Annotated in this window: 11 protein-coding genes and 1 other RNA gene; 8 read left to right on the forward strand and 4 right to left on the reverse strand. The window is 70.6% G+C overall.

Annotated elements, in window-relative coordinates; genetic code table 11:
- Window positions 1-20: 20 nt before the first annotated feature.
- The 3 genes from ACFY9S_RS00210 to ACFY9S_RS00220 all read left to right on the forward strand — a co-directional run bounded on the left by ACFY9S_RS00210 (window position 21) and on the right by ACFY9S_RS00220 (window position 3,357).
- Window positions 21-1,268 (forward strand): protein kinase, encoded by a 1,248-nt coding sequence (locus ACFY9S_RS00210; RefSeq protein WP_391120691.1) that lies wholly within the window; start codon window positions 21-23, stop codon window positions 1,266-1,268.
- Window positions 1,269-1,326: 58 nt separating this feature from the next.
- Complete coding sequence (gene prfB, locus ACFY9S_RS00215; protein WP_102910199.1) at window positions 1,327-2,430, forward strand: peptide chain release factor 2; 1,104 nt, start codon at window positions 1,327-1,329, stop codon at window positions 2,428-2,430.
- A gap of 291 nt (window positions 2,431-2,721) precedes the next feature.
- The gene (locus tag ACFY9S_RS00220; RefSeq protein WP_391120694.1) at window positions 2,722-3,357 is read left to right on the forward strand and encodes an LPXTG cell wall anchor domain-containing protein; all 636 of its coding nucleotides are present in this window, start codon (window positions 2,722-2,724) and stop codon (window positions 3,355-3,357) included.
- A gap of 95 nt (window positions 3,358-3,452) precedes the next feature.
- On the opposite strand, the gene ACFY9S_RS00225 is transcribed toward ACFY9S_RS00220, so the two are convergent.
- Window positions 3,453-3,644 (reverse strand): hypothetical protein, encoded by a 192-nt coding sequence (locus ACFY9S_RS00225; RefSeq protein ID WP_102910197.1) that lies wholly within the window; start codon window positions 3,642-3,644, stop codon window positions 3,453-3,455.
- Window positions 3,645-3,899: 255 nt separating this feature from the next.
- On the opposite strand from ACFY9S_RS00225, the gene ftsE reads away from it, so the two are divergent.
- The 5 genes from ftsE (at window position 3,900) to ssrA (ending at window position 7,801) form a co-directional block, all read left to right on the forward strand.
- A complete protein-coding gene (ftsE, locus tag ACFY9S_RS00230; protein ID WP_102910196.1) occupies window positions 3,900-4,589 on the forward strand; it encodes a cell division ATP-binding protein FtsE in 690 nt (229 codons plus the stop codon).
- A 40-nt stretch (window positions 4,590-4,629) separates the two neighbouring features.
- The gene (ftsX, locus tag ACFY9S_RS00235; RefSeq protein WP_391120699.1) at window positions 4,630-5,547 is read left to right on the forward strand and encodes a permease-like cell division protein FtsX; all 918 of its coding nucleotides are present in this window, start codon (window positions 4,630-4,632) and stop codon (window positions 5,545-5,547) included.
- Window positions 5,548-5,615: 68 nt separating this feature from the next.
- Window positions 5,616-6,785, forward strand: a complete 1,170-nt coding sequence (locus ACFY9S_RS00240; protein WP_391120702.1) for a S41 family peptidase — start codon at window positions 5,616-5,618, stop codon at window positions 6,783-6,785.
- Window positions 6,786-6,831: 46 nt separating this feature from the next.
- Window positions 6,832-7,314 (forward strand): SsrA-binding protein SmpB, encoded by a 483-nt coding sequence (smpB, locus tag ACFY9S_RS00245; protein WP_391120705.1) that lies wholly within the window; start codon window positions 6,832-6,834, stop codon window positions 7,312-7,314.
- A 98-nt stretch (window positions 7,315-7,412) separates the two neighbouring features.
- Window positions 7,413-7,801: a transfer-messenger RNA gene (gene ssrA, locus ACFY9S_RS00250) on the forward strand.
- 48 nt (window positions 7,802-7,849) lie between these two features.
- Here the strand turns inward: ssrA and ACFY9S_RS00255 are convergent.
- The 3 genes from ACFY9S_RS00255 to ACFY9S_RS00265 all read right to left on the reverse strand — a co-directional run bounded on the left by ACFY9S_RS00255 (window position 7,850) and on the right by ACFY9S_RS00265 (window position 12,385).
- Window positions 7,850-8,851, reverse strand: a complete 1,002-nt coding sequence (locus ACFY9S_RS00255; protein WP_391120708.1) for a substrate-binding domain-containing protein — start codon at window positions 8,849-8,851, stop codon at window positions 7,850-7,852.
- Complete coding sequence (yicI, locus tag ACFY9S_RS00260) at window positions 8,851-11,100, reverse strand: alpha-xylosidase (protein WP_391120711.1); 2,250 nt, start codon at window positions 11,098-11,100, stop codon at window positions 8,851-8,853. Before yicI ends, ACFY9S_RS00255 begins: the two co-directional genes overlap by 1 nt.
- Before the next feature lie 76 nt (window positions 11,101-11,176).
- A complete protein-coding gene (locus ACFY9S_RS00265; RefSeq protein WP_391120714.1) occupies window positions 11,177-12,385 on the reverse strand; it encodes an MFS transporter in 1,209 nt (402 codons plus the stop codon).
- Between the last annotated feature and the right edge of the window lie 116 nt (window positions 12,386-12,501).

Raw genomic sequence — 12,501 nt, forward strand, 5'->3', positions numbered from 1 at the left:
ACGCGTCGGTAGGAGCAGCCTTGGCACGGAAGATCGGCAGCCGGTACACCGCCCACCAGATCCTGGGGCGGGGCAGCGCCGGCACGGTGTGGCTGGGCGAGGGGCCGGAAGGTCCCGTCGCCATCAAGCTGCTGCGCGAGGACCTGGCGTCCGACCAGGAGCTCGTCGGGCGCTTCGTCCAGGAGCGCACCGCCCTGCTCGGCCTGGAGCACCCGCACGTGGTGTCGGTGCGCGACCTGGTCGTCGACGGCAACGACCTGGCGCTCGTCATGGACCTCGTCCGCGGCACGGACCTGCGCACCCGGCTCGACCGGGACCGGCGCCTGTCCCCCGAGGCGGCCGTCGCCATCGCGGCCGACATCGCCGACGGACTGGCGGCAGCGCACGCCGCGGGCGTCGTGCACCGGGACGTCAAGCCGGAGAACGTCCTCCTGGACATGCAGGGCCCGCTCGGCCCCGGCGGCTCGCACCGCGCGCTGCTGACCGACTTCGGCGTGGCCAAACTCATCGACACCCCGCGCCGGACCAAGGCCACGAAGATCATCGGCACTCCGGACTACCTCGCCCCGGAGATCGTCGAGGGCCTCCCACCGCGCGCGTCCGTCGACATCTACGCGCTCGCCACGGTCCTCTACGAGCTGCTGGCGGGCTTCACCCCCTTCGGCGGCGGCCACCCCGGCGCCGTCCTGCGCCGCCACGTCACGGAGACGGTCGTCCCGCTGCCCGGTATCCCGGACGAGTTGTGGCAGCTGCTGGTGCAGTGCCTGGCCAAGGCCCCGGCCTCGCGGCTGCGGGCCTCGGAGCTCGGAGCCCGGCTGCGCGAGCTGCTGCCGATGCTGGCGGGCATGCCGCCGCTGGAGGTGGACGAGCCGGACACCGAGTCCGCGGAAGAGGCCGACCGCGAGGAGCAGCCCGCCGGACCGGCACCGGCCGGGGAGCGGGTCCGGCGGCGGGGCGCGGTCCCCCTGGTGCCGGGCGCGAAGCCGGCCGACTCCAACCGCGACACCCACACTTCGATGCGCGTCCCCGCCCCCGACGAGCTGGCCGGCGGCGCCCACGGCACGGCCCGGGCCCCGCGCCCCGCCGGCGCTCCCCGGCCGGGCTCGGCCCGCAACCGTGCCGCCACCCGGCGCCGCCGCCTGGCCGTGGGAGCGGGCGCGGTCGTACTCGCGGCGGCGATCGGCGTCGGCACCTGGCTGTCCACCTCGGGCGACGACAGCAGCGCACCGCCCCAGGACACGAGGAACTCGGCCCCGCAGTCCCCCTGAGCCGCCGGCTCCGGCCGTCCGGCGATGGCCGCCGGGCGGAGCCGTTACGCTGGAGGGCGTGGCAGTCGTCGACGTATCCGAAGAGCTCAAGTCCCTCTCCTCGACCATGGAGTCGATCGAGGCCGTTCTGGACCTCGAGAAGCTGAGGGCAGACATCGCCGTGCTCGAGGAGCAGGCGGCCGCGCCGTCCCTCTGGGACAACCCCGATGAGGCGCAGAAGATCACCAGCAAGCTGTCCCACCTCCAGGCCGAGGTGCGCAAGGCCGAGGCCCTGCGCGGTCGCATCGACGACCTGGGCGTCCTCTTCGAGATGGCGGAGGAGGAGGACGACCCGGACACCCGCGCCGAGGCCGAGTCCGAGCTCACCGCCGTGAAGAAGGCGCTGGACGAGATGGAGGTCCGCACCCTCCTCTCCGGTGAGTACGACTCCCGTGAGGCTCTGGTGAACATCCGCGCCGAGGCCGGTGGCGTCGACGCCGCCGACTTCGCCGAGAAGCTCCAGCGCATGTACCTGCGGTGGGCCGAGCAGCGCGGCTTCAAGACCGAGATCTACGAGACCTCGTACGCGGAAGAGGCAGGCATCAAGTCGACCACCTTCGCCGTCCAGGCGCCCTACGCGTACGGCACGCTCTCCGTCGAGCAGGGCACGCACCGGCTCGTGCGCATCTCGCCCTTCGACAACCAGGGCAGGCGGCAGACGTCCTTCGCGGGCGTCGAGATCCTGCCCGTGGTCGAGCAGACCGACCACATCGAGATCGACGAGTCCGAACTGCGCGTGGACGTGTACCGCTCGTCCGGCCCCGGCGGCCAGGGCGTCAACACCACCGACTCCGCGGTGCGCCTCACCCACCTCCCCACCGGCATCGTCGTCTCCTGCCAGAACGAGCGCTCGCAGATCCAGAACAAGGCGACGGCCATGAACGTGCTCCAGGCCAAGCTGCTGGAGCGCCAGCGCCAGGAGGAGCGGGCCAAGATGGACGCCCTCAAGGACGGTGGCAGCTCCTGGGGCAACCAGATGCGTTCCTACGTCCTGCACCCGTACCAGATGGTCAAGGACCTGCGCACCGACTTCGAGGTCGGCAACCCCGAGGCGGTGTTCAACGGCGAGATCGACGGCTTCATCGAGGCCGGAATTCGCTGGCGCAAGCAGCAGGAGAAGTAAGTTTGTCGATAAGGCAACTGCCGCGGTCGGAGCGGCAGTTGCCTTTTCTGTGCCCTCATGTCTGGGTTTTACATCACACTCACAGCCTCAGACTCCCGGCATAACCCCCGCAGTTGGACATGGCGGCCGCAAACGGCCTTGACGTGTTCTTGAAAAATGGGAAGGGTAAAGCGCGGCATGCGTGTCTCTGGGGCGCATGTGAACCGGGGGGCCTCTCTCACCGCGGCTTTCCCCGTCGAGCACAGCCCCGACGCTGCCTAATGACGATGAGCTACTGGGGGTAGCAAGCACATGACGAAGAAGACGCGGATCCGTGTCGCGCGGATAGCGGCCGGTGCCGTGATCGCCGCCGGCGCCTCGCTGACCGCCGCCGGTGCGGCATCCGCCGCGGAGGCCGAGGACTGCCTGCTCGGCATCCTGTGCGCCGAGGAGTCGCCCACTCCGACTCCGCCGCCGACGGGTGAGCCGACCGGTGAGCCGACCGTCATCCCGACGGGCGAGCCGACCGACCCGCCGCCGTCGACCGAGGAGCCCACCGACGAGCCGACCGAGCCCACGGACGAGCCCACCGAGCCGACCGAGGACCCGACCGACCCGGGCAACGGGAACGGCAACGGTGGTGGCAACGGCAACGGCGGTGGCAACGGCAACGGTGGCGACACCGGCAACGGCGGCGGCAACAACGCCGACCCCGACGGTGGCACCTCCCCGCAGGAGGAGGGTTCCTCCTCCCTCACCGAGATCGGCTCGGACGCCACCCCGGCGGCCCCGCAGGCCCAGGCTCAGGGCAACGGCAAGGAACTCGCCGAGACGGGTGCCGCGCAGACCACCTTCCTGGTGATCGGCGCCGCCACGATGATCGCCGGCGGTGTCGGCTTCCGGCTGCTGCCGCGCCTCGTGGGCGGCCGCGGCGGGGCTGCCGCCTGACGGTAGGGCCGTACGGACGTACGCACAGCGCACCACCGAGGGCCCGGAGCGAAACGCTCCGGGCCCTCGGTCATGTCTGGAGGCTGCCTGCCGCCTTACGCGGTCTGGTGCGCCAGCAGGGCCACCGCGGCGATCAGCACCGTCAGCAGTGCGATCAGAGCCATCGGATTCATGCCCGCGAGGAAGTTCTCCTGCTGCAGCCGCTCACGGTTCGCGCGGCACACGGCGCAGCGGCCCTCGTTCACGGGGGACGCGCAGTTCGCGCACACCAGCCGGTCGTACGTCATGCGCTTGCCCTCCTTGCGCCGGTTCCACGTGTCCAACGTCCGTGGGGGTGGGAATGTTCCCCCTCCACTTTGCCAGGTTCCGTCGGCCGTCGCGCGGCTGCGCATCTTATGTGGTTGCTCGCACACTCTCCCCGCGCCCCCGGGGCTCGGTATAAAACGGCACATCCATGGCGCAACCACGGTCGGTGACTGCGGTGCCCCACCCGGTTCGCGTATGGTCACGCTCATCTACCCCCGGCGACCCGTGGTGCATCCGTGATCCGATTCGACAATGTCTCCAAGGTCTACCCCAAGCAGACCCGCCCCGCCCTCAGGGATGTGTCCCTGGAGGTCGAGAAGGGCGAGTTCGTCTTCCTCGTGGGGTCCTCCGGCTCCGGAAAGTCCACCTTCCTGCGGCTGATCCTCCGCGAGGAGCGGTGCAGCCACGGACAGGTGCACATTCTGGGCAAGGACCTCGCCCGCCTCTCCAACTGGAAGGTGCCGCAGATGCGGCGCCAGCTGGGGACGGTGTTCCAGGACTTCCGCCTGCTGCCGAACAAGACGGTCGGCGAGAACGTCGCCTTCGCGCAGGAGGTCATCGGCAAGTCGCGCGGCGAGATCCGCAAGTCCGTGCCCCAGGTGCTCGACCTCGTCGGCCTCGGCGGCAAGGAGGACCGGATGCCCGGCGAGCTGTCCGGTGGTGAGCAGCAGCGCGTCGCCATCGCGCGGGCCTTCGTCAACCGGCCCAAGCTGCTCATCGCCGACGAGCCCACCGGCAACCTCGACCCGCAGACCTCCGTCGGCATCATGAAGCTGCTCGACCGCATCAACCGGACGGGCACGACCGTGGTGATGGCCACGCACGACCAGAACATCGTGGACCAGATGCGCAAGCGCGTCATCGAACTGGAGAAGGGCCGCCTCGTCCGCGACCAGGCCCGCGGTGTCTACGGCTACCAGCACTGATACCGCACCCGAGATCCACGGAAAGGCATAACCAGTCGCCATGCGCGCCCAGTTCGTCCTGTCGGAGATCGGTGTCGGTCTCCGCCGCAACCTGACGATGACCTTCGCCGTCGTCGTCTCCGTCGCCCTCTCGCTCGCCCTGTTCGGCGGGTCGCTCCTGATGAGCGACCAGGTCAGCACCATGAAGGGCTACTGGTACGACAAGGTCAACGTCTCGATCTTCCTCTGCAACAAGAGCGACGCCGAGTCCGACCCCAACTGCGCCAAGGGCGCGGTGACCGACGACCAGAAGAAGCAGATCAAGGCCGACCTCGGCGAGATGGACGTCGTCCAGGCGGTCACGTACGAGACGCAGGACCAGGCCTACAAGCACTACAAGGAGCAGTTCGGCGACTCCCCGCTCGCCAGCTCCCTCACGCCGGACCAGATGCAGGAGTCGTACCGCATCAAGCTGAAGGACCCGGAGAAGTACCAGGTCATCGCCACCGCCTTCAACGGCCGGGACGGCGTGCAGTCCGTTCAGGACCAGAAGGGCATCCTGGACAACCTCTTCAAGCTGCTGAACGGCATGAACTGGGCCGCCCGCGCCGTGATGGCGCTGATGCTGGTCGTCGCGCTGATGCTGATCGTCAACACCGTGCGCGTCTCGGCGTTCAGCCGCCGGCGTGAGACGGGCATCATGCGGCTGGTCGGCGCCTCCGGCTTCTACATCCAGGCGCCGTTCATCATGGAGGCCGCGGTCGCCGGACTCATCGGCGGCACCCTCGCGTGCGGCTTCCTGCTGCTCGCCCGGTACTTCCTCATCGACCACGGACTCGCCCTGGCCGACCAGCTCACACTGATCAACTTCATCGGCTGGGACGCCGTCCTCACCAAGCTCCCGCTCATCCTCGCGACGAGCCTTCTGATGCCCGCGTTGGCCGCGTTCTTCGCGCTGCGCAAGTACTTGAAGGTGTGACACATGCCAAGAGGGGCCGTGCGGTCAACCGGCCGTACGGCCCTTCCGCTTGTCCTAGACTCACCGGCATGTCAGGTCGTGACCCGTTCTGTCAGCCCCGCCGCATCCGTCGTGGGGCCGCCCTGACCTTGGTGTTCGCGAGCGTGCTCGTCGCCGGAGCGGCCACGGGGGCGTTGCCGCAGAGCCAGGGGAAATCGGCCCCGGACGAGGCCCGTTCGGCCGGAACGGCCGGGCACCACGCGGAGGTCGCCCGGGCCGCCGAGGAGGCCATGGCCGACGGCAAGTCCCCGATCCAGGCCGCGAAGCGCGCCGTCAGCCGCAGCGGGGACCGCTGGGGCGCCGTCTACTCCCCAGGAGAGTACGAGGAGTTCGAGGAGTCCCTCGACGGCCAGTACACCGGCGTCGGCCTGTGGGCCCGCAGCGAACGGGACGGCCGTATCGAGGTGACGAAGGTGCGCACCGGCTCGCCCGCCGCCACCGCCGGGATCCGCCCCGGTGACCTGCTGCGCAGCGTCGACGGCGAGAAGACCGACGGCCGGGCCGTCACGGAGGTCGTCTCCTTACTGCGCGGGGACGCCACCGACGCCCCCGCCGGCACCGCCGTCCGCCTCGGCCTGGAGCGCGGCACCCGCGCGTGGACCGAAACCCTGCGCCGGGCCCAGCTGTCCACGGACCCGGTGACCGTCCGGGAACTCGACGGCCGGGTGACCGTGATCAAGGTCGCCACCTTCACCAAGCACTCCGGCCACCAGGTCCGCGAAGCCGTCCGGCGGTCCCCGCCCGGCGCCGGAATCGTCCTCGACCTGCGCGGCAACTCCGGGGGCCTGGTCAGCGAGGCCGTGACCGCCGCCTCCGCCTTCCTCGACGGCGGCCTGGTCGCCACCTACGACGTCGACAGCGAGCAGCGCGCCCTGCACGCCGAGCCCGGCGGGGACACCACGAGACCCCTGGTCGCCCTCGTCGACGGCGGGACGATGAGCGCGGCCGAGCTCCTCACCGGCGCCGTACAGGACCGCGGACGGGCGCTCGTGGTCGGCTCCCGCACCTTCGGCAAGGGCTCGGTCCAGATGCCGAGCCGGCTGCCCGACGGCTCCGTCGCGGAGCTGACCGTCGGGCACTACCGCACCCCTTCCGGCCGTGCGGTCGACGGCCGCGGCATCACGCCCGACCTGGAGACCGACGAGGACGCCCTCCGGCGGGCCGGGACCGTGCTGCGCGGCCTCGCGAGCCCCTCGTAATCGACTTTCCGCAGGGCCCCCCAGTAGTGCGAAAATGGTCGGCACTATGGCTAAGGAAAAAGGGCGCAAGCTGATCGCGCAGAACAAGAAGGCGCGGCACGACTACCTCATCATCGACACCTACGAGGCCGGCCTGGTCCTCACCGGGACCGAGGTGAAGTCCCTGCGCCAGGGACGGGCGTCGCTGGTCGACGGCTTCGTCCAGCTGGACGGGAACGAAGCGTGGCTGCACAACGTGCACGTGCCGGAGTACAGCCAGGGCACGTGGACCAACCACAGCGCCCGGCGCAAGCGGAAGCTGCTGCTGCACCGCGCCGAGATCGACAAGCTGGAGTCGAAGTCGGGGGAGACGGGTCACACCATCGTCCCGCTCGCGCTGTACTTCAAGGACGGCCGGGCCAAGGTCGAGATCGCGCTGGCGAGGGGCAAGAAGGAGTACGACAAGCGTCAGGCGCTGCGGGAGAAGCAGGACCGCAGGGAGACCGACCGCGCGATCGCGGCGGTGAAGCGGAGGCAGCGCGGGGCGTAGGGAATACGCTGGCACCGACCCGCGTTGGTCACGTACGATGGTGACTGCACCCCACAGCGGGTGCGCGCCCCTCTCCGGAGGGATTGTCAACACAACATGGGGATGATCGGTTTCGACAGCGGCTGTCGAAGCAGGGGAAGCGTGTCGAGGAAGCGGCAATGATCTCGTAAACCATATGTCGCAAAAAATAATCGCCAATACCAAGCGCGATTCCCAGTCCTTCGCCCTCGCTGCCTGATAAGCAGTGAGTGAAGGACCCTTAATGGGTGTCAGCCCGGGAGTGTTCCCGACCCGGATCCTGGCATAAGCTAGGGAACTAAACCATCGAGCCCGGTCACGGGGTTCGATGGGAAATCAAACAGTGACTGGGCCTGTCGGCGACTTGTTCGCGTGATCGCCGGGGCCGAGAAAAGCGCAGCGAACTGCACACGGAGAAGCCCTGATTCTGCACCGTTGGACGCGGGTTCGATTCCCGCCATCTCCACTCATCCCATGTGGGCAAAGGCCCCGTCGCTTATCCGCGGCGGGGCCTTTGTCATGCGCGTCGCGTACTCGACCGTTCCGTCAGCCGGGGTGGCAGGAGGGTCGTCTCCGGTACGGGGGCGCCGTGCAGTTTCCGCATCAGGAGTTCCACCGCGCGGGTTCCCAGTTCGTCGGCGGGCAGGGACACCGATGTGACCGGGACACGGGGCGTCACCGCCAGGTCGTCGGGGCAGAGGGCCGTGACGGAGAGGTCGGCGGGGATCCGCAGGCCGAGGTGCTCGAAGGCGGTGATCAGGGGGCCCAGAAGAGGTTCGTTGTGGATCACCACGGCGGTGAGGGCGGGATGCTCGCGGAGCAGCCGCTCGGCGAGCCGGGGGGCCGTGGCGGGGTCGGGGTCGCCCGGGTGGACGGACGTGGTGAGGCCGTGCCGGGCGGCTGCCGTGGCGAAGCCCTGCATCAGGTGGTGGGCGTAGGCCGTTTCGCGGAGGTAGACCTCCGGCGGTGAACCGACGAGGGCGACCGTGTGGTGACCCAGCCCCGCCAGGTGGTTCACACACGCCTCGCCGGCCGCCCTGAAGTCGAGGTCCACGCAGGTCAGACCCTGCGGGTTCGCCGGGACACCGATCAGGACCGACGGGCTGCCCGGGAAGCGGAGCCGGGGGAGGCGGGGGTCGTGAAGTCCGACGTCCGTCAGCAGCAGCCCGTCCACCGACGCCGTGGCCAGGGCACGGCTCAGGCCCTCCTCGGCCTCCGCCCGGGTGAGGAGCAGGACGTCGTGGTCGTGCGCGCGGGCCGTCGTCACCACCGACTCCGCCAGCCGCATCACCACCGGGACGTGCACGCCGGGGCGCAGCGGCGCCGCCAGGGCCAGGACGTTCGGCCTGACGCCGGCCGGGGTGCGGGCGCCCCCGTGGGGGCGGTAGCCCAGGTCGCGGACGGCCGCCTCGACGCGCCGCCGGGTCGCGTCGGAGATCGGGCGCTTGCCGCTCAGCGCGTAGGAGACGGTGCTGGGAGAGACCCCGGCCCGTCGTGCCACGTCCGTGATCTTGACCATCAGCCGAGCTCCAGCGCGACACGCCCGGTGCCGGGCGGGGCCTGGACCTCGCGGTCGCCGGCCGCGAGGCTCCAGGCGGCTGCCGGGGCGCCGCACGTCGCCCGCAGGGTGTTCCCCTCGCGGACGACCGTGAAGGTCACGTCCCCGACCGGCACGGTCACCCCGTCGCCGGGCCGCAGACCGTACGCCCGCAGCGTCACCCCGTCGGCGTGGTCGTAGTCCGGGCGATCCTCCCGCGCGCCGACCGGGATCACCGCGCCGGGCCGCACCAGCAGCGGCGCGCTCAGGAAGCCGTGGCGCTCGCGCACCCAGCGGGGTCCGGTCACCGTCTCGCCGGTCAGGAAGTGGGTCCAGGTGCCCTCGGGCACGTAGTAGGTGACGTCGCCCTCGTCGCTGAACACCGGGGCGACCAGCAGGTCCGGGCCGAGCATGTACTGCCGTTCCAGGTGCGCGCACCCCGGGTCGTCCGGGAACTCCAGCACCATGGCCCGCATCATGGGAACGCCCTCGGTGTGGGCCGCGCGGGCCGCCTCGTACAGGTAGGGCATGAGGCGGAGTTTCAACCGGGTGAAGTGGCGGGCCACGTCCACCGACTCCTCGTCGAACTGCCAGGGGACCCGGTAGGAGTCGCTGCCGTGCAGACGGCTGTGTGAGGAGAGCAGCCCGAAGGCCAGCCAGCGCTTGAACAGGGCCGGGGTGGGGGTGCCCTCGAAGCCGCCGATGTCGTGGCTCCAGAAGCCGAAACCCGACAGGCCGAGCGACAGGCCGCCGCGCAGCGACTCCGCCATCGACTCGTACGTCGCCTCGCAGTCACCGCCCCAGTGCACGGGGAACTGCTGGCTCCCCGTCGTCGCCGACCGTGCGAAGAGGACGGCCTCCTGCTCGCCGCGGTGCTTGCGCAGCACCTCGAAGACCGTGCGGTTGTACAGGTACGCGTAGTAGTTGTGCATCCGCTCCGGGTCCGAGCCGTCGGACCAGACCACGTCGAGCGGCACCCGTTCGCCGAAGTCGGTCTTGAAGCAGTCGACGCCCTGCGCGAGCAGCGCCTCCAGCTTGGCGGCGTACCAGTCGCGGGCGGCCGGGGAGGTGAAGTCGACCAGGGCCATGCCGGGCTGCCACATGTCCCACTGCCAGACGCTGCCGTCCGGCCGCCTCAGCAGATGCCCGAGCGCCTTCCCCTCGGCGAACAGCGGGGAGCGCTGGGCGATGTACGGATTGATCCATACGGAGACACGCAGGTCACGGGCCTTCAGCCGGGCCAGCATGCCCTCCGGGTCGGGAAACACCCGCGGGTCCCACCGGAAGTCGCACCAGTGGAACTCCCGCATCCAGAAGCAGTCGAAGTGGAAGACGGACACGGGCAGTTCGCGCTCCCGCATGCCCTCGACGAAGGACGTCACCGTCTCCTCGTCGTACGAGGTGGTGAAGGACGTGGACAGCCACAGGCCGAACGACCAGGCGGGCGGCAGGGCGGGTCGGCCGGTCAGGGCCGTGTACCTGCGCAGGATCTCCTTCGGGGTGGGGCCGTGGACGACGTAGTACGTCAGCTCCTGCGTCTCCGCGCTGAACTGCACCCGGGAGACCACCTCCGAGGCGACCTCGAAGGACACCTTGCCCGGGTGGTCGACGAAGACGCCGTAGCCCGCGTTCGTGAGGTAGAACGGCACGTTCTTGTAGGCCTGTTCGCTGCATGTGCCGCCGTCGGCCTGCCAGATGTCGACGACCTGGCCGTTCTTCACCAGCGGACCGAAGCGCTCCCCGAGGCCGTAGACGGACGTGCCGACGTTCAGGACCAGCTGCTCGCGCAGGTGGTGGGCGCCCGAGGCGTCCCGCATGATGCCCGCGTTCTTGTGGCCGCTGCTGGTGAGCGTACGGCCGTGCGCGAGGAACTCCACGTGCCACGGGCCGCCGCGGGTCAGCCGGACCGACAGGTCCCCGGAGGTCAGGGTCGCCTGCTCGTCGTCGTACGAGATCCGCGCGGTGGTGTCCGACGCCGTGAGCTCGAACTCGGGGCCACGGGGCTCGCCGCCGGTGAAGTGCGTCAGGGTCAGGCCGATGACGCCGGGCATGGGGGAGTGCGCCCTGACCTTGAGGACCGGGCCGGTCATCAGGTCGCCGCGGGAGCGGACGGGCCGGGTCGGGGCGTGGATCTCCAAGGCGCCGTCCGTCTCGGTGACGTCGAGGACCTGGGCCGGGTGGGCCGCGGCGACGCCCTCGCGCAGGAGCCAGTAGCCGTCGGTGAACTTCATGTGGGGGTCCCTACTCTCCCGGCGCATGACGTCGAAGCGCTTCGACGAGCGAACGTATGCGGGGGACTGGAGGGCGTCAATGGTGCGTCAGCGCATTGGTGAAGCGATTCGAAACGCGTGGCAGGGACAGCATCAGGGCCACGGACGCCGCCGTCACCGGGACCACGTAACCCGCCTCCGGCGAGAGGTGCTCCACCGTCCAGCCGCCGATCGCGCTGCCGCAGGCGATGCCGCCGAGCAGTCCGGTCACCGCGAGGGTCATGCCCTCGTTCAGCCGGCCTTCGGGGGTGCGCTCCTGGACCAGCGTCATGGTGGTGACCATCGTCGGGGCCGTCGCCATCCCGGCGACCAGCAGCGCGACCGCCAGGGCGAGGAGGGAACCGGTGAGGGTCGCGGCCAGCAGCGGCAGGGCCAGCAGCGTGGCCATCGCCGCCACGCACCAGGGCAGGCGCGCCGCGGCCGGACCGGCCGGCTTCAGGGTGCCGTACAGCAGGCCCGCCCCGCAGGAGCCCGCGGCCTGGAGCGCGAGCACGACACCGGCCGCCGACTGACGCTCCTGCGCGTCGGCGAACGCCAGCGTGACGACCTCCGTCGCGCCGAAGACGGCGCCCATCGCCAGGCAGACCGCGAGCAGCGGGGGGATGCCGGGGGCGCGCAGCGGCGCCTTGCCGGGTATGTGCGCCCGGACCGGGGGCTCCGTCGCACGCCGGGTCGTGAACAGGGTCATGCCGGTCAGCAGCAGCACCGCGCCCACCAGGGTGCCCGCCTCGGGGAAGAACGTCCCGCACAGGAAGGCCGCGAGCACCGGGCCCAGCATGAAGCACAGCTCGTCCGCCGCCTGCTCGAAGGAGTTGGCGGTGTGCAGCGCCTTCGGGTCGCCGGCCAGCAGATGCGCCCAGCGGGCCCGGGACATGCCGCCAGTGTTGGGGGTGGTGGCGGTGGCGGCGTAGGAGGCGAACAGGGTCCAGTCGGGGGCGTCCTGGCGCACACACAGCAGCAGCGAGAGGGAGCCGAGGACGGCGATCGCCGTGGCCGGCAGGGCCACCCGGGCCTGGCCGTGCCGGTCGACGAGCCGGGCGATCCACGGAGCGACCAGGGCGGTCGTCGCGAGCCCCGTCGCCGTGACGGCACCGGCGAGGGCGTACGAGCCCCGGCTCCCGGCGATCATCACGACCGCGCTGATGCTGAACATGCCCATCGGCAGCCGGGCGATGAGGTTCCCGGCGGTGAACGTGCGGGCGCCCGGCAGGCGGAACAGGCGGCGGTACGGGGAGAGTCGCGGCATGCGTCCACCGTCGCCCGGGGACGATCAAGCGGTCCAACACCTGTTCCGTGCGCAGTCACGCACCTGGGTTGTGAATCGGTGACGGGCAGGCCGGAAGTGCATGGCGGAAAACGTTC

The organism is Streptomyces sp. NPDC012474, from assembly GCF_042955185.1.
In the GTDB taxonomy this organism is placed as follows: Bacteria; Actinomycetota; Actinomycetes; order Streptomycetales; family Streptomycetaceae; genus Streptomyces; species Streptomyces cahuitamycinicus.